General features: G+C 57.7%; 21 protein-coding genes. 4 read left to right on the forward strand and 17 right to left on the reverse strand.

The annotated features are described in order from the left end of the window. Nucleotides 1–22 precede the first annotated feature (22 nt). The 15 genes from NYP16_RS02330 to NYP16_RS02400 form a co-directional block, all read right to left on the reverse strand. Nucleotides 23–523, reverse strand: a complete 501-nt coding sequence (locus tag NYP16_RS02330; RefSeq protein ID WP_274942500.1) for a tail fiber assembly protein — start codon at nt 521–523, stop codon at nt 23–25. 13 nt (nt 524–536) lie between these two features. Further along, nucleotides 537–1,805, reverse strand: a complete 1,269-nt coding sequence (locus tag NYP16_RS02335; RefSeq protein ID WP_274942501.1) for a tail fiber protein — start codon at nt 1,803–1,805, stop codon at nt 537–539. A gap of 76 nt (nt 1,806–1,881) precedes the next feature. Next, nucleotides 1,882–2,433, reverse strand: a complete 552-nt coding sequence (locus tag NYP16_RS02340; RefSeq protein ID WP_274942502.1) for a phage tail protein I — start codon at nt 2,431–2,433, stop codon at nt 1,882–1,884. Continuing rightward, the gene (locus NYP16_RS02345; protein WP_274942503.1) at nt 2,430–3,323 is read right to left on the reverse strand and encodes a baseplate assembly protein; all 894 of its coding nucleotides are present in this window, start codon (nt 3,321–3,323) and stop codon (nt 2,430–2,432) included. The genes NYP16_RS02340 and NYP16_RS02345 overlap by 4 nt, the downstream gene beginning before the upstream one ends. Nucleotides 3,324–3,409: 86 nt before the next feature. Then, nucleotides 3,410–4,087, reverse strand: coding sequence for a phage virion morphogenesis protein (locus NYP16_RS02350; protein WP_274942504.1), 678 nt, complete (start codon nt 4,085–4,087; stop codon nt 3,410–3,412). Next, nucleotides 4,084–4,614: a phage tail protein gene (locus NYP16_RS02355; protein ID WP_274942505.1), complete on the reverse strand. Its 531-nt coding sequence runs from the start codon at nt 4,612–4,614 to the stop codon at nt 4,084–4,086. The genes NYP16_RS02350 and NYP16_RS02355 overlap by 4 nt, the downstream gene beginning before the upstream one ends. After that, nucleotides 4,614–4,880 (reverse strand): hypothetical protein, encoded by a 267-nt coding sequence (locus tag NYP16_RS02360; RefSeq protein ID WP_274942506.1) that lies wholly within the window; start codon nt 4,878–4,880, stop codon nt 4,614–4,616. Before NYP16_RS02360 ends, NYP16_RS02355 begins: the two co-directional genes overlap by 1 nt. Then, nucleotides 4,846–5,343 (reverse strand): hypothetical protein, encoded by a 498-nt coding sequence (locus tag NYP16_RS02365; protein ID WP_274942507.1) that lies wholly within the window; start codon nt 5,341–5,343, stop codon nt 4,846–4,848. Before NYP16_RS02365 ends, NYP16_RS02360 begins: the two co-directional genes overlap by 35 nt. Beyond that, a complete protein-coding gene (locus NYP16_RS02370) occupies nt 5,340–5,828 on the reverse strand; it encodes an N-acetylmuramoyl-L-alanine amidase (RefSeq protein ID WP_274942508.1) in 489 nt (162 codons plus the stop codon). The genes NYP16_RS02365 and NYP16_RS02370 overlap by 4 nt, the downstream gene beginning before the upstream one ends. A gap of 4 nt (nt 5,829–5,832) precedes the next feature. Then, nucleotides 5,833–6,165 (reverse strand): hypothetical protein, encoded by a 333-nt coding sequence (locus NYP16_RS02375; protein WP_274942509.1) that lies wholly within the window; start codon nt 6,163–6,165, stop codon nt 5,833–5,835. Nucleotides 6,166–6,168: 3 nt separating this feature from the next. Next, nucleotides 6,169–6,387 (reverse strand): tail protein X, encoded by a 219-nt coding sequence (locus tag NYP16_RS02380; protein WP_274942510.1) that lies wholly within the window; start codon nt 6,385–6,387, stop codon nt 6,169–6,171. Then, nucleotides 6,387–6,869: a head completion/stabilization protein gene (locus NYP16_RS02385; RefSeq protein ID WP_274942511.1), complete on the reverse strand. Its 483-nt coding sequence runs from the start codon at nt 6,867–6,869 to the stop codon at nt 6,387–6,389. The genes NYP16_RS02380 and NYP16_RS02385 overlap by 1 nt, the downstream gene beginning before the upstream one ends. A gap of 116 nt (nt 6,870–6,985) precedes the next feature. After that, complete coding sequence (gene gpM / locus NYP16_RS02390) at nt 6,986–7,753, reverse strand: phage terminase small subunit (RefSeq protein ID WP_274942512.1); 768 nt, start codon at nt 7,751–7,753, stop codon at nt 6,986–6,988. Nucleotides 7,754–7,755: 2 nt separating this feature from the next. Then, a complete protein-coding gene (locus NYP16_RS02395) occupies nt 7,756–8,790 on the reverse strand; it encodes a phage major capsid protein, P2 family (RefSeq protein ID WP_274942513.1) in 1,035 nt (344 codons plus the stop codon). Between the two features lie 36 nt (nt 8,791–8,826). Beyond that, nucleotides 8,827–9,669, reverse strand: coding sequence for a GPO family capsid scaffolding protein (locus NYP16_RS02400; RefSeq protein WP_274942514.1), 843 nt, complete (start codon nt 9,667–9,669; stop codon nt 8,827–8,829). A gap of 141 nt (nt 9,670–9,810) precedes the next feature. Between NYP16_RS02400 and NYP16_RS02405 the strand changes: the two genes are divergently transcribed. After that, entirely contained in the window at nt 9,811–11,622 is a 1,812-nt protein-coding gene (locus NYP16_RS02405) for a terminase large subunit domain-containing protein (RefSeq protein WP_274942515.1), read from the forward strand. Continuing rightward, nucleotides 11,622–12,623 carry a phage portal protein gene (locus NYP16_RS02410; protein ID WP_274942516.1) on the forward strand — a complete coding sequence of 334 codons (1,002 nt, stop codon included), beginning with the start codon at nt 11,622–11,624 and terminating at the stop codon, nt 12,621–12,623. Before NYP16_RS02405 ends, NYP16_RS02410 begins: the two co-directional genes overlap by 1 nt. Nucleotides 12,624–12,726: 103 nt before the next feature. Here NYP16_RS02410 and NYP16_RS02415 read toward each other — a convergent pair whose 3' ends face one another. Next, nucleotides 12,727–13,704 (reverse strand): hypothetical protein, encoded by a 978-nt coding sequence (locus NYP16_RS02415; RefSeq protein ID WP_274942517.1) that lies wholly within the window; start codon nt 13,702–13,704, stop codon nt 12,727–12,729. Nucleotides 13,705–14,582: 878 nt separating this feature from the next. Between NYP16_RS02415 and NYP16_RS02420 the strand changes: the two genes are divergently transcribed. Continuing rightward, on the forward strand, nt 14,583–17,288 hold the full coding sequence (locus NYP16_RS02420) for a TrlF family AAA-like ATPase (RefSeq protein WP_274942518.1): 2,706 nt from the start codon (nt 14,583–14,585) through the stop codon (nt 17,286–17,288). Between the two features lie 668 nt (nt 17,289–17,956). Here the strand turns inward: NYP16_RS02420 and NYP16_RS02425 are convergent. Then, nucleotides 17,957–18,337 carry a VOC family protein gene (locus NYP16_RS02425; RefSeq protein ID WP_274942519.1) on the reverse strand — a complete coding sequence of 127 codons (381 nt, stop codon included), beginning with the start codon at nt 18,335–18,337 and terminating at the stop codon, nt 17,957–17,959. A gap of 403 nt (nt 18,338–18,740) precedes the next feature. Here NYP16_RS02425 and NYP16_RS02430 point away from each other — a divergent pair, with 403 nt between their 5' ends. Next, on the forward strand, nt 18,741–21,014 hold the full coding sequence (locus NYP16_RS02430; RefSeq protein ID WP_274942520.1) for a glycerophosphodiester phosphodiesterase family protein: 2,274 nt from the start codon (nt 18,741–18,743) through the stop codon (nt 21,012–21,014). Nucleotides 21,015–21,138: the final 124 nt, after the last annotated feature.

A 21,138-nucleotide genomic window follows, 5' to 3' on the forward strand; every position in this document is an offset into this window, starting at 1 on the left:
ACTCCTTGGGTTCTGGTGATGTTTAGATGATGGAGGCGGCGGGAGGCTCGGGCCAAAGGACGCCGCCCGGATTATCGGCCCAGATTTCGGGCAGATCGCGCAGCGCCTGCCGGTAATCTTGCCAAGCGGCGCGCCGGGCTTCAATCAGCGGCGCATCCGGCATTTGGGTCCAGTCCGATGCGCTCAACCGGGTATTGCGGGTGTGACGTAGGGCGGCGAGCTGCTGGGCGGCGGATTGGACTAGGCTCGGGTCTGTAGTTAGTGCACCGTCGGGTAGTGCTTGTCCAAGCGTCTGGATCTCGTGGCGAGATCCATCGGGGAGCCAATAGGTCTGCCCGCGCGTGTCTTCACACAGCGCCCAGCCATCATGATAGACAGCGACCTTCTTGCCGCGTCGGGACGGTGGTTTTTCGGTGGTAGCATGGGCCGGAATGAGCCAGTTGCCTTTTTCGAGCGGGTCGGGATCAGCTTTGGCGGTGCTCAAATATTCGCCGGTCATCGGGTGATAATTATAGACGAGCATGATGGCGGCTCCTTTAATATTTGATGCAGAACAGCAACGCGACGTTGCGCGGGCGAACTTCTGAGCTGGATAGGTTTGCAGCAGGTACTCGGGTCGGTGTGGGAACGGTGCCTCCCCCATATGAGTTTGCCGTGCCGACGCCGGCGTAATGTTCCCCTGCACCGAATGTTTCATTCCCCCATCCTGCTGTGGCGCCCCCGTATGCACCGTGCCAGCCACTTGCAGCCGGAAAAAATAGCTGAGGATGAATGTGGTCTTTGATTGCCCAATCTTGAAATGCCCCCAGTACGCGGCCCACGTCTATCCCGCGCCCGTCGTCAAAGCCGCGCAAAAATTCTCCGCGCAGATCCGGCAGGTTGAAGGTGGTCGCGCCATCGCCTGCGCCGTATCTAGTGCCGATCGCTGCGAAAAGCTTGGCATAGGTGGTGCGTGAGATTGCCGCGCCATTCGCCTTGAGCCAGCCCGTGGGCGCGGCCGGCATTGCGAAGGCCATCACCGCGCCCGACCAGAGCTGCAGGCCGAACTGATCGAGCTGGGTGGGGCTGGTAGGTGAGAAGCCGAGGCGCGCTGCGATGTCGGCATACCAAGCGCCTTCCTGCCCATCTAGTTTGTCGGCATCGAGGCCGTTGCCTGCGCCTTCGTCCTTGAGGGCTGCGGCTTTGATGCCGAGATCATCCCGGACGAGTGCGGCGGTCGCCCGATTAAGGATCGTCTTGAGTAGCGCGGTCGGCGCACCGGCTCCGAATCGATCATTGATCACCGCTTTGAGGGTGCTGGGTGTGACAGCGCGAACCGCGTCAGTGCCTGCGATTGCTTCAGGCCCGGTTGCCAGTTCAATCACGCCCGGCTGATCGACGGTTGCGGGCGGGTTGAGGAAATTGCTGTCGCCGAACGTTAGTTCGTTGGCGTTCACATCGGCAAAGCGAATGTCGATCGCGAGCAGCAGCATCGACTGCGCAGACTTCTCGATGATCGGAGCGGCTTGACCATAGACCGCAAACAGCGTGCCATCGGCGAGATAGAGGCCGACTGTGCGGACGGTATATTGCTTGCTTGTTTCATCGCGAACGATCAGGTGGATGGTGTCGTCGGCGACGACATCACCCGAAAGTGTGCCGATGCGCTTGATCTCATCGGGCACGACAGCAGTGGCGGGCGTCGGGGACAGGGCCGTTGCCGAGATCCCGGCCTGCGCGATCAGAACGGGCTGGGTTCCGGTGTTCTCGGCATTGACCAGCGCGGCGCGGCCGGCGTTGGTAACGATCATGGTCAGGTCGGTCATCGGCGAATTCTCCAAAGGCCGGCGGCGATCAGGAGAAGGCCGAGGCCCAGCAGGGCGATATCAGGGGGCAGGGGCGTCATGCGGCGGGCGCAACCGAGGAAAGCCGCGCATAGGTCACGGGCCGAACGGCGGCGATCAGCCCGATCGGAGCAGCCGCGCTGAGCCCTTGGGTGAAGGTGAAATGGGAGCGGACTGGCTTGGTACGCGAGACCTCGGCAATCACCGCATTGACAAAGGCGGCAGTCGCCGGGGAGCCACCTTCGCCATTGAGGTTGAGGACAAGGGCAAAGGTATGCGGCGGGCCGGGCTCATCAAGCTGCCACCATTCACGCAACGCGACCGAGCCGCCAAAGGACTGGACGACGCTGCGCACGCTTTCAGCGGTTCCCTTCCGCCGCGCGATATCAAGGGCCCGGCGGATACGTTCACGCTTGATGGCGACGGGCCAGTCGGTCGACCAGCTGTCGAGCGACAGCGACCACGCGAGCCATGGCAGCAGCGCCTCGGGGCATTCTGATGGCGACCAGAGCACCCGCAAATTGGTGTTGATATCGGACAGCCGGGTGGTCGCGGCCTCAAGGGCGCGTTCCAGTTTGGTGGCATTGGGCGGCAGGAGCGACTGCGTCATTCGCCAATACCGCCATAGGTGACCGTGACGCTGGTGCAGTGTGGGGCTTGGTGCCGATCGACGACGATATCGGCCACAGGCGAAGTCAGAACGACATTGTGAACGCCCTCGGCATGGAGTGCGGCATGGATGCCGGAAATGGTGATATCGCGGCCAAGGCGGTGACTGCCCTCGATATATTCACCGAGGCGACGGTTCGCTTCGGACAGCACGACGCTGCCGTCCGGGCCGGAGAAAGTCGTCAGCTCAGCGTCGATGGCATAGGGCACGATGGCCGCCGACTGGACAGTGACGTGATCGGTCAGCGGGCGGCGCGTGTCGGCCGAAACATAGGCCGCGACCGCCGCCAGTAGTCCTGCTGATGCCGTACCGTCGCCGTCGCGCGACAGGACGGAAACCACCACCTCGCCGGGGTCAGGACTGACGGCGCTGGCATCGAGCACGTCCGGATGGGCCGACAGCGCATGGAAAATATAAGCCCCTTCCGGTCCGGCGACGGAATAGCCTTCAGGTGCGAGGACCATGCGGCGGCGCAGATCGGCGTCTCTTTCCATCACTGCCGGAATGCCGAGCAGAGGGTCGGCAGGTTCAAGCTGAAACCGGGTGACGCCCAGCAGTGCCGCCAGATTGTCAAGATCCTCGTCGGTCGCATAGGCTGGCATGACAGCCCGCGCGGCGGCATTGACGCGCTGGCGCAGCAGGATCTCGCGATAGGCGACGATTTCCAGCAGTTTCATCGCCGGGTCGCTTTCAAGCGGGGCGAACTCCGGCATGACCAGTTTGGCGGATGCGACCAGCTGGGCGAGGATCGTTTCATAATCGAGGGTTTCGACCACCTGCGGAGCGGGCAGCTTCGAAAGATCGACAGCGGTGAATGTTTGATCGGCCATGCCCCTATGTCACCGGCATGACTATCCGCTTGCTATGGCCTGCTTGTGGAGAGGTGGCCTGTCCATATCGATCGGCCTTTGTGGCCTCAGTCGACGGCCTCGGCGAGGTGCGCATAAAGGACGTGCAGCATGTCCGCGCGTTCGGCCTCGGTCACGCCCAGAAGTTCGCGCCGGGGATAGCGCATGGCGCGGGCCTTCAGGGATGGGCGGTCGCGCAAGCCTTCATGATGGATGCGTGCGACTTCGGCGGCGCGGCCGGAGAAGCCGACCCAGAAGCCTTGATCGTCAGCGCCGCTCCGCAGATTGCGGGCCGAGGCGAGCTTTTTGAACATGGCCTTGCGGCGCAGTGATCCGCGCCGCCGCAACATACCGCCGCCGGCGGCGTTCCGATGTTCGGCTTCGACGGGCAGCCATTTGATTACCTTGTCGACCATGAAGCTGCGAATGGCCCCGGTCTCGATATCGAAACCGGTCATCATGCGATGCTCAATGACATAGCTTTTCATGGTCACGCGGCGCGCGGTGCCGGAGCCGCCGGATGGATAAAGAAAGGCCACGGCCGAACGACCGCGAATGGGCTCGGCTTTCTTCTTCCGGGGTTCGAAGGCCGCGCCGGAGGGGTCGCGCTGGGCGGCGATGCGTGCGCGCTGGGATAAGGCGAGATCCCGCGCCATGCGGCGCATCAGCGTGCGGCGTTGGCTTGACGACAGCTGGCGCAGTAAGCCGCCGGCAATGGCCTCGATCTCGGTCAGCTCATCCGTCATGACGCGGGCGCATCCGGCGGGATTTCCGGCGTCAAGGCTGCGGCCGGGTCAGACGACTCCTGCACCGTTTCCATCCCGGCGTAGCATTGCCGGAGCCACGAGGCCCCGACGCCCGGAAATTCGTCGGTGAAATCGGGTTGCGTCGGATGCTCGATGTCATAGCCACTGCCATCGGCGCGCGGGTTGACCAGAACCGGCTCGGTCAGGTCGAGGCTGATCAGGAGATCGACGCGGTCGCCGTCAAGGATCTCGGCCTCATAGGTGAAAGGCTCGTTATCGTCCTGGCTGAACAGCTCGGGTTGCTCTTTTTCGATCCATGCAAGCAACGGAACGATCACATCGTCGGCGTTGCCAACGTGATCGCAGAGCAGGATCTGCAATGTGTACCGGTACTCAAACGACAGGGTGCGTGACTTCCGGGCGGCAATGCGTCCGGCTTCGACATAGACTTGCAACTGGTCGGGATGCCCGGCAAGGGCCGGCAGGCAGGCGGTGAGCCAGCTGCGGAGGCTGTCCGGTTTGCGCATCAGTTTGCCTCCTCGCACGCGCTGCCGTGCCATGAGATCAGCCGGGCGAACCGGCCGCGCAGGTCGGCATAAGCCGAAGCCAGACGAATGGCGGCGGCGCGGATTTCGGGCGAGAGGTTCGCCGCGGCGGTTTCATCGGTCGGAAAGCCTTGGGGTGCTGCCGGGCAAACCAGCAGATCGGCGGGCGGCGTGTCGCGGACCGGCACGGCCACGGGCGGCGGCGCGGGCTGTTCAATGATCCGGGTGGCGCAGCCCGGCAAGGTCATTAAGAGCGCCAAACCAGTCAGCGCCGACGCGATTGTCCGAAGTAATTTTTGCATTGGCCTGTTCCATCTGTTGGGCGGTACGCGCGGCGGCGGCGGCGAGCTTGCGCGCGCTGGCAAGATCGGCGGCTGATTTGCGGTCATGATCGGCAAGGGCTTCGGCCAGCGTGCGGGCGGTCGCCGCGACCGTCTCACGCTCGGATCTGGCAAGGTCGCGAATGCGGGCCTCGCATTGCTCGCCACGGGCGAAGCTGCGCGGCTTTCCATCAAGGGCGATTGTCGACGCGGCAAAGTCAGTGCCAGTGGCGGCACAAGCCCGCCCGGCCCATGTGGCCAGCCGGTCCCGGTCAGCCCGGCCCGTCGCCCCCCATGCATAAAGGGCGGCGGCAGCGGCGGCGAGCGCGATCAAGGTCAGGGTGCCGCGTGCGCCGGAGAGCTTGGCGAACAGGTTGATGAGGACGGTCATTCGATCGGCCTCGCAAGCCAGTCATCGACCTCGGCCTGAACATCAAAACAGGGACAGACCTTCACCCATTCCCACGGGTCGACGCGGCCGTTGCCGTTGGTGTCGGGCGACAGATCCCGATGGCCGAGGATGCGCGCTTTCGGCACGCCGTATTTCGCGGCAAGGCGATCGACGAGGAGGGCGAGCGCCGCTTTCTGCGCCGGGGTGCGGGTGTCCTTCGGCTTGGCGTTGGCATCGAGGCCGCCGACATAAACGATCCCGATGCTGGTGGCGTTATAGCCGGTCGCATTGGCCCCGATTTCATCCTCGCGGCGGCCCATGTGAACGCTGCCGTCAGCATAGATCACATAATGATAGCCGCAGGGCCGCGATGCGCCCTTGCCAAAGCCGCGCGCTTTATGGTCGCGGTCGATATCGGCGACCGTATAAAACCGGCCTTCGCGGGTGGCGGTGCAATGAATGTTGATCCGGTCGATCTTGCGCATGGGGTCAGCCTTTCTTTCCGAAGTAGCGGTCAGCGATGCGGGCAGGCAGCTCGGTGAGCGCATCGCCGAGGGCGCGGATCAGACGCGGCGTGGCGTCGAAGGCGATCATGGCGATGCCGAACGCAAGGCTCTGCGCGACGAATTCATTCCAGCCCGTCCAGGCGATGATGCCGACCGTCGCGTAATAGGACACAGTCGAGCCGACGACCCATTGAACGAAACGGTGACGCCAGCTCAGGCCCGGTTTCCAGACTTGCGCCACAGCGCTGCCGATCAGGCTCGGGGTCAGAGCGCCGATCAGGTTGGTGGTGAATTCAAAGAGGTCGCGGTAATGCATGGTTCAGTCCCAGAGCTGGATCAGCGGCCGTTGGCGTGGTTCGCTGGCGATGGCGGGGATTGTGACGGTGGTTCCGATGGGCAGGATCTCGCCATGGTCGGCGATGCCGGTATTCGCGGCGAGGATGCGACCGAGATCGTTCGCGCCGAGTCCGGCGTCTCGCCAGATCAGTTGATCGAGGGTATCGCCCTGCTGGGCGGTCAGGGTGCGGGCCTGAGCCATCAGATCAGCTCCACAATGGTGCGGCTGCGGCCGAGCATGTCGCGCACGGCATGGGCGGCATCGCGGCGGAGATCACCCACGCTTTCGGTCAGCTCGTCGACTGCCTTGCCGCCGGCTGCCGTGGTGTCGAAATCACGGGTGCGTTCGATCAGTTCGGCCTTGGCGTAAAGCGTGACGGCGCGCTGATAGAGTTGCAGGAGGCGTGACAAGCCGTCGATGACGACGCCCGGCACATCGGCGAGGCTCGTATATCCGGCGGCCCGTTGAAGGTTGGCCCATTCCGTCAGATCGCGTTCGACCGTCATGATGGCGGCGATGATGGCGGCGCGCAGGCGCTCGGGCGGGACGGCTGTGGAGATGCGGCCGACTGTGCGGACGGTCAGCGGGTTCACGTCCGGGAAAAAGCCGTCATTGATGATCGGTTCGTCGGCCGAATTGGTCTCAGGGGCGACCGGCATGGGCGGGCGGGCAACAAAACTCATTGGGCTTCCCTTTGGTCGCCCCCCGGTTTCGGCGGTGAGGATCGTTTCAGGTGCAGGGCCGAAGCCCTGAGCCTTCACCAATCCGCCGCCGAGCGCCGGGGGCGTTCTTTGTCCGGTCAGGTACCGGAATTCTGGTCTTGGGTGTCGGCGCGGAGGGCGCGGTCGAGCTTTTCGATCTGTTTGGTGACGCCGCAGCGTTCGTGCAGGTCGCGGGCGAGGCCGAGCGCGTGCCGGGCGTTGGTTCGCAATACGAGTGCATGACCGGCGTCTGTTTCGGCATCGGCTTGACGGATGAATTCGAGGCCGATGGCCTTGAAGATTTTCGCGCGCACCTCGTCGGGCATATCCTCGGCCACTGTCAGGGCTTCGGTATCCTGCAAGGTGCCGAGGTCGAAGGCGTCACCCTTGCCGAGCGCGGTCAGTGCCGCGTCAGCGATTTCCTCGGCGATCAGCGTCCCGGCCGAGCGTTCATAGCGTTTTGGCAGAGGCAGCTGATAACGCAGCACATGGGCGGCCAGTTCGAGCGCGCCGGCATAATCGCCGGTATCGATCCGCCAGACCATCATGGTGGTCAGGATCTCGTCAGGGACGCCCGTGCCGGTTTCGGCGGCGGTCTTGAGCAAGCCTTCGCACCACGGGGCATATTCCGGCAGCATGTCGCGCTTGGCGTCGATCTTGGCTTTGACCGACTGGATCTGTTTCAGGCGCTGCATGTCCCCCTGGAACCGCATCATGATTTGAGCGGCGGCGGGGTTATCATTGGCGGCATTGCCGCCGGCGGAGAGTGAGAGGGCCTCTCCACCGGCGACCACCATCGCCACCCGTTCCGGGGCGGCGGAAAGTTGAGCGGCCATGCGCTCACGATGGCGACGGGCGATGCTCATGATCAGACTTTCTTGCCCATGACGATGTTCTCGACAAACGAGGCGAAACCATAGTCTTCGACGACATAGGCTTCATTCCAGCTTTCGAAATTCTTGATGCGATCCTCGTCCGGCGCTTCGATGAGATGACGGCGGCGGGTGCCGTTCTGCCAATAGATCGACAGGTTCGACAGCTTGGTGACGAGCATCGCGTTCGCCGGGAAGTACGGCACGCTGATTGCGGGCTTGCCGGCGAGCTGTTTGGCCGACCGCAGGATGGCGTCTCGCGCCACGACTTCGGTCGCCGTATCGCCGGCCTTGTTGATCAGCGGGAAATATTTGTCATGCATCAGGTCGCTGCCGACAATGACCACAAGCTCAGGATCTTCGCGCGCCCAGGGGTCAAGCAGCTGCATGGCGTCATAGGCCAAGGCGTCGAGGTTGAGATAGTCCACCTCGGCCGGGGTGCCGGCACCCACATAAATCTTGTTTGCGGCAAGTTCGCCCTGCTTCATATGGCGCTGGGGGGCATTGGCGCGGATCTGCTGGAGCCAGCCTTTGTTCACGTCCTGCAACAGCGGGCTCGTGGTTTTGTTCGTGGTGGCGGCCACGCTCGTGCCATTCCAGCCGATCATGATGCGGTCGAGGCCTTGACGCTGGATGATCACATCGCGCAGGCGGGTCTGGAAGTCGCTGAATTTTGCCCAGGCGTCGAGTTTGGCGTAAGTCAGGTGCGTGTCGCTGTTGGTTTTTTCGCAGCGATAGGGATGTGCTTCAAGGCTGGTCGGATCGACGGTGCCGCGCTTGGTGCCGCCGCTGGTATCGGTGCGGCCGGCCACGGGGCCGGAAATGGACAGCCCGAGCTTGTCGCCTTCCTGATCATCGACGCCGATGATGTTGACCAGTTTCAGGAATTCGCTCGATTCCTGAATTTTGGTTTCGAGCGTCTGCTGGACTTCGGGAGTGACCGAAAATTTCAGGCTCACGTCGTCGGTCGCATTGAGCAGTGCGATCTGGCTGCAATAGGAGGTGAAACGGGCGCGGGTATCGGGCTTCATCGGGGGCCTTTCGGATCAGAGGTGAGGGGCTGGTGATCAGCAATCGGTTGCGACTTCGCCGGTGCCGCCAGCGGCGGGCTGGCGACGGAAACCGGGGGCTTCGGCCTTTTCGAGTTTGGTGGTCAGCGCCTTCATTTCGCCGCTGAGGGCCAAAATCGCGGCGTCGGTGCGGGCAGCGTGAGCGGTGAGGGCAGCCGAAAAGGTGACGCCAAGCTGATCGGCGATGGCGGCAAGATTGTCGTTCGCGGGTGCGGGCTGGGCTGGCAAAGCAGGAGCGGCAGGAACCGCAGGCGCGGCAGGGGCGGTCGAGAAGATCGCCTTGATCGCGGCGACGAGGCCGGTTTCAAGCGTCTGCGCCGGGGTGTCGTCAAGCTCGATCGCCGCCTCTGCGGCAGCACTGAACAGATTGGACGGATCGGCCTTGAGCGCGGTGAGCAGTGGCTTGAAAGCCGCGAAGCTCAAAACTTCGGTGCCGAGTGAGGCCGGATTGTCGGTGATGGCGAGGCCGACCAGACCGGCCTTGCCAGTGCCGGCGAAATTCGGCGCGATCTCGCAGCTGGTGAAAATCTTCTGGTCGCTTTTGACCATTTCGACGAGCTGGTCGTTGGCTTCGAGCTGGGCCAGCAGAGCAAGGCGGCGCTCGGTCTTGCCATCGATCTCGATGTCGAATTCTTCGGCCTTCAGGGCAAGAACTGAGCCGTAAGCATTGAACGGCGGCAATGGTGAATAACCGTGAACATGTTCGCAATTGATGCGGGCGGTGTAGGTCGCGGGATTGTAGGCGGCGGCCATTTGCTCGATCCACGAACGCTCAATGACGCGGCCGTCAGTGGTGGCACCTTCGACGGCGATGCGGAGGAATTTGGTCTTTTTTGCCATGGGGCGGCGGTCCCTGTGCTGATGCGAAGTTGGGTCAGTCATCAGGAGGCTTAAATTCGGCTGTCAGCTCAAGCCGTTGCATATGGACAGGCCACCTCTCCACACGCGGCCTATGCGTGTTGCAGGGCCTGAGCGGCAATCATGGCCCGGATGACAAAGCCGTCCCTCATTCCTGCCATGCCGGTCACCTCGCCGTTCGACGCGCGTCGACAGGCGCGCTCGCTCTATTGGCGCGGGTGGGGTGTGAGCCAGATTGCCGAAGAGCTGGATCTTAAACGACCGACTGTCGAGAGCTGGAAACAGCGCGACAAATGGGACGATGCGCCAAGCATTGCCAAGCTCGAAGACTGCCTTGAAGTCCGCTTCATGGCGCTGGTTATGAAGGAGTCGAAGACCGGCGGCGATTTCAAGGAAATCGACCTGCTCGGCCGGCAGATCGCCACGCTTGCGCGGGTGCGCCGCTATGAAGCACCGGGCGGTCACGAGGGCGACCTCAACGAGAATATCGGCAAGCGCAACGCCGGGCCGAGGAAAAAGCCAAAGCGCAATCATTTCACCGCCGATCAGGCGGTCGAACTGCGCCGGATCTTCGAGGCCGGGCTGTTTGATTATCAGCGCACATGGCTGGCGAACCACGATCAGCGCACGCGCATGATCCTGAAGTCGCGGCAGATCGGCGCGACCTATTATTTCGCCTTTGAAGCCTTGATCGACGCGGTCGAAACCGGACGAAACCAGATTTTTCTGTCGGCCTCGAAGGCGCAGGCGCATCAGTTCCGCAGCTATATCGTCGCCTTTGCTAAGCTGGTCGGGGTCGATCTGGCCGGCGATCCGATGCTGATCACGTCGGAGCTGGTCGGCGAAACCGAACCGGCGGCCGAGCTGCATTTCCTTGGCACCAATTACCGCACGGCGCAGGGCCGCCACGGCAATTTCTATTTCGATGAATTCTTTTGGGTCCATGGGTTCGAGGAGCTGAACAAGGTCGCCTCGGGCATGGCGATGCACAAGAAATGGCGCAAAACCTACTTCTCGACGCCGTCAACAATCGCCCATGACGCGCATCCCTATTGGACGGGCGAGCGCCGCAACCGGAAACGGAAAAAGGCCGATCGGGTCGAGATCGACGTAAGTGCCGCCGCGTTGAAACATGGCGTGCTCGGTGCCGATCGCATCTGGCGGCATGTGGTGACGATCGAGGACGCCGAGGCCGGCGGCTGCGACCTGTTCGATATTGACGAACTGCGCGACGAATATGCGGCCGATGAATTCGCCAATCTGCTCATGTGCGAATTCGTCGACGATAGCCTGTCGGCTTTCCGGTTTAATGATCTGGTCGCCTGCGGCTGTGACAGCCTTGTCGATTGGGTCGATTTCCAGCCTTACGCCGATCGGCCGTTCGGCAATGCGCAGGTCTGGGCGGGTTATGATCCGCAAGAAAGTATGGACGGTGACAATGCGGCGTTGGTGATCGCCGCGCCGCCTGCCTTGCCCGGCGGCACGTTCCGCGTGCTTGAGCGCCATCAGCTGCGCGGCCTCGACTTCGAACAGCAGGCGGAATTCATTCGGGCGGTTCTGAGCCGCTACAATTGCACCTACATCGGCATCGATGCGACCGGCGTCGGTGCGGCGGTCTGGCAGCTCGTCAGCAAATGGTTCCCGCGCGCCGTGCGCATTGATTACTCGATCGAGGTCAAGGCGCAGATGATCATGAAGGCCCAGAACATCATCACGCGGGGCCGTATCGCCTTCGACGCCAGCTGGGTTGATCTGATCGGCTCGTTTGTCGCCATCAAGAAAACGCTGACCGCCAGCGGGCGCTCCGTGACTTTCAAGGCCGGGCGCGGTGCGGTGACCAGCCACGCCGACCTCGCATGGGCGACCATGCACATCCTTTTGAATGAACCGCTCGACGGCAAGGCCAAGCCGACCGGCACAATGGAGATTATCTGATGACCGCGACCGATCAGGACGAACCGCAGCGTGGCCCCTTGGTGTTCAGTTTCGGCGATCCCGAGCCCGTGCTCGATCGCCGCATGCTGCTCGATCAGCTGCAATGCATGACGAACGGCCGCTGGTACGAGCCGCCGCTGTCGCTCGACGGTCTGGCGCGCGCCTTCCATGCAAGCCCGCATCACGCGAGCGCCATCCAGCTTAAGCGCAATCTGCTGGTCGGGGCGTTTGTACCATCCGCCATCCTCGACCGCGCCACCTTCAAGGCCATGGTCCAGGATTATCTGGTGTTCGGGAATTGCTATGCCGAGCGCCGGAACAACATGCTGGGCGAACCGCTGAGCTTGCAGCATGCCATGGCGAAATATGTCCGGCGCGGCGTCAAAGAGGGCAGCTGGTTTTTCTTGCAAGGCCCGACCGATCCGATCGAATTCCGGCGCGGCTCGATCTGCCATCTGCGCCAGCCCGAGCTTAATCAGGAGATCTATGGCCTGCCGGAATATCTGAGTGCGCTCAATGCCTCGCTCCTCAATGAGAGCGCCACACTGTTCCGCCGCAAATATTACCAGAACGGGTCCCATGCCGGGTTTATCCTCTACGCGACCGGCGACTTTGCCGAGGGCGACGTCGATGCGATCCGGGTGGCTTTGAAGAAATCGAAAGGGCCGGGAAATTTCCGCAACCTGTTCATCCATGCGCCGAACGGCAAAGTCGACGGCATCAAGCTGCTGCCGGTCGCCGAGGTGGCGGCAAAGGATGAATTCCTCGGCATCAAGAACACGACGCGTGATGACGTGCTCGCCGCGCACCGCGTCCCGCCCCAGCTGCTCGGCATCGTGCCAACGAACGCCGGCGGCTTCGGCAAGGTAACCGAGGCCGTGGATGCCTTCTATGAATTGGAGATCCAGCCCCTCATGCGCGAATTCGAAGCCATGAACGACTGGCTCGGTGAGGCCGCGGTGACGTGGAAACCACGGGAGAAAAGCGCCGCTGCAGCATAGAAAAGCCTGTCAAAATTATACGGTGAAAACAATATACTACCTTGTGTCGGGGCTCTCAAAGCCCCGGTTTTTTTCGTCCGTCCTAGCCTCGGAATCGGGGCGCCTACTGAGGTGCAGGAAGAGCTTCATTGGTCAAAGTAGCAATTGCTAGCTGTGCAACTGAGGGAGGTAATTCACCCTTCTTTACCTTACCGTCTAGATATCCTTTAAACTTACCGCCCTCGATGTACTCATCTTGGATCCATTGGCGATAAGGTCCAAGGGCGTTAATCGGATAGCACCAAGACTCCTGCGGATTGGACTTTGCCTGCGGATGATCGTCAGGATAGCGATGGGGATACTTCTTTCGCGGGCCAAACTCAGATTCAAGATTGTTGTCTTCCCAGTAGCGCCCCCAGTGCTGCCCAATTGATATATCAACTACTGTCTTTGCGCCGATCTCTGCCCCGGCAATAATCAGTTCGTAGATTATGGTGTGGGCTTCGTTGAAAACGTGGAAGTAGCCCTTGGGGGCAGACTGGTGGTTCAATGCGATACGGTCGTGCCATTTCTTAAAGCGGTCGGCCCCGGAAGGGTCATAACCTACCTGCTGGTAGATCATATCTCGGAGTTTTGAACCTGCAAGAAGGCGGAAGTTCTGGCGAGCCTGTTGTTGCACATTGTTGCCAGCGTCGAAGGCATAATATTCAAGGATCGCGAGACACACTTCGGCGGGGTAGCAATAATGTTTATTCCCACCATGTATGATCTCAACGTGCGCAAAGGAAGCGGATAGACCAGCGCTTTCAAGAATTGCCTTAACTTTTTGAATGCGAGGCTTCGGCTCTCCCTCATTCCATTGGGAGCTGATGGTGCCGATATGTGCGTTCTCAACACCACACAGAACCGCAAGGCCGCGCTGGCTCAAATAGGGAGTTCCATCGGAAAGAACGCCCATGCCGATCTCACCAAAGTCGCCAGCCTTTTCGATTCCCAGAGGCAGAACACCCTGAGTAGGGGTGATTTCCTTGCCCGTCGATTTTGCGGCTAATACATTGATTCTAATGGCTTTTGGGGTGATTTCCTTAGGTCCATTCGACACGGAAAATTCCTTCTGATCTCTGTGATTTCAAAAGGTTATCCCACGCAAGCCAAAAGTCTAGCCCTATGGCCATTTTATTACTGCAAACGATACAAGCGTTCTTTTGCGTCTGGTCGAGTAATAATATTGCGCGCCGTGCTACGGATTTTGCCTACAGCAGTGCAGCCGCTTAGGCCTCAACCGGCCGTGTGGCCCGCAGATCCACGCCCCGCTGCGACCCGGCACCTCCGGCCCCCCAAGCCGCGCGCTTTAACCCCCGCCACGCCCGCGCGCTTTATGGGTCGCTATTTATGCATCAAAAGAGGGGCAGTTGAAGCCGGCGGATATAAGCAGTAGTGCGGGCGGGTGTGGGATGGCCGACGGGTGATGAGGTGATGCGCTTTGACGCAAGGTTTGGCGGCATTCTGAGCGCATTTGCACGGAGAAAATTTAGCGGTCGGAAAGAGGGGGTGTCGGGGAAATACCTAACATTGCTAACAGAGCATTTTTTTAAGCCTGTAACCCGCAGAAAACTGCGTTTTTTCATGTTAGTTTTTGTAACTAACATATACCTAACATAAGTAGTCTATTTTCGTTACCTAGTTGAAATATAAGGTGTTTCTATTTTCGAAATGTTAGGTTTTATAAAGCTAACATTGTTATGTTTATGTTGGGTTATTTGTTATGTTTTAAGCTATTGAAATTAAAACAATGTTAGGTTTGTTAGGTTTTTCCCGTGCAGCCCCTGCTTACTAGGCCGTATATGGCTCCGGTTTGAGCCCTGAGGTCTAGACATCGTTGGTGTTAAGCGGAGAGGAAAGACGGGTTGGGCAGCTTGATCGGTATGCCGATGGTATTTAGTCCTATTGTAGCAGACGCATGAGGCGGGGGAGAGTATTGTGAGCGTGCTCGATGATTTTGGGGATGTAACAGAGCTGACCAGGGGGGCCAGCTTCGTCCGGGGCGACCTGCATATCCACAGCAACGCTGGATCGCATGACGTCAGCGATCCGTTAGCAACTCCTGCCGCGATTGTTGATGAAGCGGTGAAGGAAGGCCTCAGCATCATCGCGATCGCCGACCATAATGAGATAGGAGGGGCCATTGCGGGCATTGCCGCTGCGGCTAATAAGCCGATCCTCGTGGTGCCGGCAATCGAACTGAGCACCATTCAAGGACATCTGCTCTGCTATCTGCCCGACATCGATCAGCTCCAAAAATTTTATAGCCAGCTCACAGTTCACGATCGCGGCACAGCAAACTCGCGTGTCGAGAACAGCATGGCGGACTGTCTCAATCGGTTGGCTCCGCTGGGCGGTTTCGGCATCTTGGCGCATGTTGATGCCCCTAAAGGCCTTGATACTGAAGTGCCGGGCGGAAGCCCACATAAAGTGGACATCGTGTGCCATCCGGCCCTGCTGGCGATCGAGTTGAGGTCGGCCATGTCGGTCATTACCTTTACGGATGGAGATCCGGACAGCGTGCGTGCTGGGATTGGCCGCGATCGAGCCACTCGGAACGGCGGAAGCCTGATGCCACTAGCCCGTGTACTCAACTCGGATTCGCACACGCTCAAGTCCCTTGGACGCAATGCTAAAGGCGACGCGAAGGTCACCCGCTACAAGGTGCAGCGGCTAAGCTTCGACGCTCTGCGTTATGCGCTCTTGAATGCTGACGCGCGTGTTCGCTTGGAAGACGAGGTGCCGAAGCAGGTTCCGATGCTGCTTGGTATCCGCCTCAACGGCTGCTTCCTACAGGATCAAGCGATTCACTTCAGCCCCAATCTCACCTGTATTATCGGCGGGCGGGGCACTGGAAAGTCGACCATGTTTGAAGCACTGCGCTTCTTTTCCGGCTATCCGAGTGGCAACAGTGTTATCAATTCGGATGTCTGGCCTGATCGGATTGACCTCGCTTATGTCGATCAGGCTAGCGCGGCGCATCGGCTGTTTTGCAGTAAGGGCGATCAGGTCGGGATAAATCTTCACGACCCGTTAAGTGGACCGGAGGTGTTGCCGATCGAATGCTACGGTCAAGGTGAGACGCAGAGAATCAGCCAAAAGGCGCAGGATGATCCTGGCGCATTGCTCTCTTATCTAGATCGGTTCACTGATGTCGCCGAGGAAATCGCCGCCGAGGAGAAGGCGCGCACCGCGATCATTGCGGTCGAAGGCGAGATCGCCGGGGCCCGAACGAAGATAGCGCTTATCCCCCAATACACGCGCGACCTCGGAATCGTACGGCAGCAGATCAAGAAATTCACTGACGGTAAGGCCAAGGAGATCATCCAGACCAGCCGTCAGCTCCAAGGCGAGCGGCAGTCGCGCGCGCAGATTGTCTCATTCGCTCGAACGATCGCGAACAGCCTCGACTATAAGCAGGTGAAGGAAGCCCTAACCAAACTTCGCGCTGCAGCTGATCCAACGACGCTAGTGGTCGGGAAGGACGAGTTCCTTGCCATAAAAAAAGAGTCTGATGCCTTTGAGGCAGGCTTGGAGAAATCGGAAAACATACTCGCCCTTTGTTCGACGACGCTCTCGACCATCGTGGAGCAGAAGATCGATGCGTGGGCCGAGAAGGAGAAAACACTGCTAGCCGCTCTGCAGACCCAGAAGGCGGCACTTGAGGCACAGGGCATCATTGTCGACATGGATTACATTGCCAAGTTAACGAAGGACGAGGCGAAATATACTACTGAAATTAGCAATCTGCAAACATGGGTGCCACATCTAACGACGCTCGAGGCAACGCGAGATAGGTTAATTGCGGACCGTTGGGCATCACGGAAGGCAATTACCGCTAAGAGGAAGAAATTTGCCAGCGTCGCGACGGCAAAGCTGCGTGCCGCACTGTCCGATCTCAATGTTACGTTGAAGTTTGAGGAAAGCGGCTTCTCGCCGGAGGCGCACGAGCTTCTAGTCGAAGTTATGGGTTGGCGCACAACACAGGTGCCACGGGCAATGTGCTTAACTCAGAAGCTGACCGTACCGAGGCTGATTACCGCAATCCGCAACAAGGATACACAGACAATCCAAGCGGTGCATACGGCGGATGATATCGCGTTGTTCAACAAGGGGGAGGCCGACGAGATCATTAAACGCTTTCAGGAGCCGGGCAACCTCTCCCGGCTTGAGGCCGTCCGGGTGTTTGATCGACCCAAGCTGACGGTGACGCGGCCACACGAGGACGGCGCGGGCAATAAGAAGTTTCTTATGAGAGAGTTCAGCCAGCTCTCGTTAGGCCAGCAGCAATCGGTACTTCTGGCACTCATGCTGTCGTCAGATGGTACCAACCCTCTGTTGATCGACCAGCCCGAGGACAATCTGGACAGCGAATTCATATACTCGCAGCTCGTGCCTGTGATTCGCATGGCGAAGGAGCGCCGGCAGATCATCATTGTGACGCACAACCCTAACATCGCCGTACTCGGCGATGCTGAACAGATCGTAGTACTCAAAGCGACAAGCGAGCGATCAACGATTATTGCACGTGGCTCGATCGATGACACAGCCATGAAGGAAGCGGCTTGTGCGATTCTCGAAGGCGCGAAAGCGGCGTTCCTTCGTCGGGGGCAAGTCTATGGCATTACCTCAGCGTTGTTATAAGCGCACGCAGAGTATCAACCCAACGCCTTGGCGGCCGCAGGTGCCGAATGAGCGAGATGGGCATTTTGTTTATGCGTCTTTGGCTCGGGGTTCAGTCACGACTTGCATAGCTAATGGCGTACCATGCTTTTGTGAAGCGGCTGATCGGCATGTAAAATCCGATATGGTACATTATATGGCATGGCCGAGTTGAAGGCACATAAATTATAATAATATCAGTATGTTAATCTCAATATATGCCGGACACCCTCTCCGCCAATATCTTTTTTCCAGAATAAATTCATATAAATAAATGCGTTACAGGATGGCCCTTGGCCTCTGCGTACCCTTCTAACGCTCCATCCATGAAACTCGCCATGGGTGGGGCTCATCGTCGTCGATCTGGTGATAAAATCTGTCCTTATGCTCCTGCAGAACGGCCCACAAATGGTCTGGAATAACTGCAGGTACGTCGCCTTGGGAAAACGTATGGTCAAGGGCGGTGCGCCTTAGGCAACGGCGACGAGCGTATTTGCCGTCATCACTGTGGTTCCCTCGGCTCTAATTTCGCTTGGCAGCGGGAGCCGTCGGCAGACCGGGCTCCATATCTCGTAAGTCGCCTTTGGCACCGGCTTCAATAGTCTGTCCCATTTCACCAAAGCATTTTGCGATCGCCTCGCCTGAGCGTCTCAGCGGCTGCCATAGGGGCGGGTGAGGACTTCGAGAAAATGCCCGTCCGGATCCTCGAAATAGAATCCACGCCCCCCGTCTCGCCTGTTGATTTCATTCGCCTGCGAACGTCCCGGGTCGGCCCAATAGGTCTGGTTGTTCGCCTGGATACGGGCGTATACGGCGTCGAATTCCGCCTCGCCGATCAAAAAGGCGTAATGCTGCGGTGTGATGGCGCCATCAGCATCCCAGAAATCCAGCGAAACGCCGTTATCGAGTTCGACGACCAGAAAAGGTCCGAACGTCGTCGCTGGCGGGCGGCCGAGGATATCGGTCAGAAACGCCGCAGATTGAGTTTTATCGCGGCACGAAACAATGGTGTGGTTCAATTGTACCGACATGCAACATGTCCTCCAAAGGTGCCTTGAGATAAAGGGTAAACCTGAGGCGCTTGAAGTCAATGGCCCTTTGGCCAATTGCTCTAGCCCTTAGAAAACCCGGAATAGTCCGGACGCGAGCTTCATATCAGTACAGATACCTGCCGCTGCGAAAGAGCCTATTCGTTAACACAAGGCGCGCCGCTTTTTTCTGTCATCACAAAATCCAACTTCAGCCGTCGTGACTGTGAATTCGGAAAAGACTCCTGCCGTTCATCAAAATCCGGCGGGTTGTCCCGTTTTAGGATGTGAGATTCTGCACTGCAAAGAGACGTCGGCAGGGAATATGGCCGATCAGTCAGCACCGTCACAGGCACTCGCTTTTCACGGCAGACCAAAAAACAGATGCAAAATATAGGGGTTTAAAATGCTGCTAAAACTATTCATCTGCTCAGAACGCCCGTTCTCATCACTGACACAGAGATTGCATACCGCTTTCTCTATGTCCTGTTTTCTCTTTCTACTTCTCATAACCTCCCTGCCGGCTCAGGCAAATAAATATGAAGCGCGGCCCTCGCCGGATAAAGAACTACTTTGGCAAGGAAAATTCCGCTATGGCGCCTATTCAAGCCTTATCTCCAGCCATGTTATGGGCACTAAATTTCATCATCTGATCGTTGAGCTTTCCAAGCCGCTTCCGTTAGATGAAGTAGGAAGAAATAAAAAAATCGGGGAGCTGAGGATAGGTATTAAAGAGTTTAAGGATGCATATGAAGGTCTCAAAGAGGAAGAGATCGATAACATCATAAAATACGCAAAAGAGGACAGGACGGAATCGGTATATGAAGAAGAGCGATCCGTGGTCGCAAGTGTTAAACAAAACGACGTCTTCATAGAGGGTATGAAATCTCATGCTGGACTTGCCCCGGTTGACAGACTTATCCAGGATAACAAGTTCATAAGTGATAATTTTCAATTCAACACTCATCGGGGGCTCTATAATAACGCCTATGGAATTCCGCAAAACTCTCTGGCCGCCATCGTCAACGCTTATGTCGTCGGCATCCGTTCGGTCGAGTTTGATGTTCTCTCAACCAAGGATCATGTCAGCATTGTGATCCATGAACTTACGACAAACAGTACTACGGGAAATTATAACGATGGGCCGGTCAAGGTGCAGGACCTGAACTTTGACGACATCAAAGCGACCAAGATCGATATTCTCAATCCCATTGGTCCTAATCCAGATGTGGAAAAGACAGGTATCGTTAACATCATGCGCACAGATGATGTTCTGGCGGTTGTTCATGAGCTCATGCCGGAGATGACGCTCTATATTGATTCTAGAAATGATGCACCGATTGCTCTGATCAAGCTAATTGGCGAGCAGCCCAAATATAGGGATCATGTCGTTCTCAAGATCTATCCTTTTCTTCTTCATGGCGGCGTTGAAGATCTTGTGGTCAATTATGCCAAGCAGACTAGGCTTGATCTGGAAGCTGCTCGTAAAAAAATCCGGGAAATCAGGCCGAATGTTCTGCTGGCGAGCGGGAATGCTGAATCGGAGTCGAACGGAGACGTTCAAATCAATGAAATCAAGGCCTTTGGATGGCATGACTTCAAGAAGCATACCAAAGATTTACCTTTTTCTACGGACTCCGCAATAGGGATAGAAAATTACAAGACGGCTTCCTTCACCCCAAATGAATTGCAGGATATCGAACGACAGACCTACCAGATGTTTCTTTGGACCATGGGTTTTTCGGACATAACCAATGTGTTGATCTATCAGATGTCTGCCATTCCATCTCTTACGCTCCTGCTCAAAGCTAACAATAAGACAGAAATTTTTCTGATGGGGCGACAAAATGTGATTAAGGGTGCAGTCCAAGATAATTTTATGAAATTATATGAAAAGGTGATGGGAGATAAGCTCAATCTTGTGATTGGGGCTCAAGCCGAAACTTATGCTTTGAAAAAACTTATCGAGAACGCCCGTTTTGGACTTTCCGACCGTTATCAGGATTTAACCGTTGCCGGTCGTCTTGGCGAGGATGATTCCTATATCGATCAATTGTCGATTTGTGGTTTTATCATCAACATGGGGGGAACGATCGAAGCGTCGAATAGCTATGGTTATTCAAAAATGCAATCAACCAAGGCAATGGTTGATCGGGCGAAAGAACTCAATTCTTCCTTTGTGAAAGTTGTTTATGCAACAACCGATCTGCCTGAAGATCTGCGCCTTGCCTTTATGGGCGCTCTCGGCAAACATGGATTTCCAAGTGACATCAGATATCGTCCCAGCAGTCTGATCAAAGAAAAATATATGAAGGGTCTGGCATCCGAATTCAAATTGCCGGATTGGACAAAGCGCCTTTATAAAGTCGCGGAAGGTAATGGGGGGGAATTTGATAAGGCTTATGCAGAGTATACTGCACTCAAGAAGGAAGTTGAGGAAGAAGAGAAAAAACGCTATGCCCTCACTCAGGCGAGAGCCGAAAGAGCTCCTCTCTTGAAAAGAGAGTTTCTAGATCTATTTAAATTAAAGCCTGGATATAATATTAAAGATTATCCCGATATGAAGGGGGATCTGGATATCTATATCAATAAAATTAAAGTAGATATTGATTCATTAAAAGAGAAAGTGAAGGGTAAGGATGATCATGTTTCTGGAGTATACAATTGCAGATTGAAATAAAAAATTTTTTATATCTCATATTCTCTGGGACTTCGTAATGAAGTCCCTTTTTTATTTTCCAGAATATCTCTCCCTAAGCAACGCCCGAGCCCGTCTGAAATTCAATCACATTTCGCTGGTGAAA

Source organism: Govania unica (assembly GCF_027920805.1).
Lineage (GTDB): Bacteria > Pseudomonadota > Alphaproteobacteria > Sphingomonadales > Govanellaceae > Govanella > Govanella unica.

What these genes read in the sequence shown, in the direction of transcription:
- NYP16_RS02410 (WP_274942516.1), top strand. Translation starts at nt 11,622, where the DNA reads ATGACCGCGACCGATCAGGACGAACCGCAGCGTGGCCCCTTGGTGTTC.
- NYP16_RS02380 (WP_274942510.1), bottom strand. Translation starts at nt 6,387, where the DNA reads ATGGCTCAGGCCCGCACCCTGACCGCCCAGCAGGGCGATACCCTCGAT.
- NYP16_RS02405 (WP_274942515.1), top strand. Translation starts at nt 9,811, where the DNA reads ATGGCCCGGATGACAAAGCCGTCCCTCATTCCTGCCATGCCGGTCACC.
- NYP16_RS02335 (WP_274942501.1), bottom strand. Translation starts at nt 1,805, where the DNA reads ATGACCGACCTGACCATGATCGTTACCAACGCCGGCCGCGCCGCGCTG.
- NYP16_RS02385 (WP_274942511.1), bottom strand. Translation starts at nt 6,869, where the DNA reads ATGAGTTTTGTTGCCCGCCCGCCCATGCCGGTCGCCCCTGAGACCAAT.
- NYP16_RS02375 (WP_274942509.1), bottom strand. Translation starts at nt 6,165, where the DNA reads ATGCATTACCGCGACCTCTTTGAATTCACCACCAACCTGATCGGCGCT.
- NYP16_RS02400 (WP_274942514.1), bottom strand. Translation starts at nt 9,669, where the DNA reads ATGGCAAAAAAGACCAAATTCCTCCGCATCGCCGTCGAAGGTGCCACC.
- gpM (WP_274942512.1), bottom strand. Translation starts at nt 7,753, where the DNA reads ATGAGCATCGCCCGTCGCCATCGTGAGCGCATGGCCGCTCAACTTTCC.
- NYP16_RS02430 (WP_274942520.1), top strand. Translation starts at nt 18,741, where the DNA reads ATGCTGCTAAAACTATTCATCTGCTCAGAACGCCCGTTCTCATCACTG.
- NYP16_RS02395 (WP_274942513.1), bottom strand. Translation starts at nt 8,790, where the DNA reads ATGAAGCCCGATACCCGCGCCCGTTTCACCTCCTATTGCAGCCAGATC.
- NYP16_RS02365 (WP_274942507.1), bottom strand. Translation starts at nt 5,343, where the DNA reads ATGACCGTCCTCATCAACCTGTTCGCCAAGCTCTCCGGCGCACGCGGC.
- NYP16_RS02340 (WP_274942502.1), bottom strand. Translation starts at nt 2,433, where the DNA reads ATGACGCAGTCGCTCCTGCCGCCCAATGCCACCAAACTGGAACGCGCC.
- NYP16_RS02360 (WP_274942506.1), bottom strand. Translation starts at nt 4,880, where the DNA reads ATGACCTTGCCGGGCTGCGCCACCCGGATCATTGAACAGCCCGCGCCG.
- NYP16_RS02370 (WP_274942508.1), bottom strand. Translation starts at nt 5,828, where the DNA reads ATGCGCAAGATCGACCGGATCAACATTCATTGCACCGCCACCCGCGAA.
- NYP16_RS02330 (WP_274942500.1), bottom strand. Translation starts at nt 523, where the DNA reads ATGCTCGTCTATAATTATCACCCGATGACCGGCGAATATTTGAGCACC.
- NYP16_RS02345 (WP_274942503.1), bottom strand. Translation starts at nt 3,323, where the DNA reads ATGGCCGATCAAACATTCACCGCTGTCGATCTTTCGAAGCTGCCCGCT.
- NYP16_RS02425 (WP_274942519.1), bottom strand. Translation starts at nt 18,337, where the DNA reads ATGTCGGTACAATTGAACCACACCATTGTTTCGTGCCGCGATAAAACT.
- NYP16_RS02350 (WP_274942504.1), bottom strand. Translation starts at nt 4,087, where the DNA reads ATGACGGATGAGCTGACCGAGATCGAGGCCATTGCCGGCGGCTTACTG.
- NYP16_RS02355 (WP_274942505.1), bottom strand. Translation starts at nt 4,614, where the DNA reads ATGCGCAAACCGGACAGCCTCCGCAGCTGGCTCACCGCCTGCCTGCCG.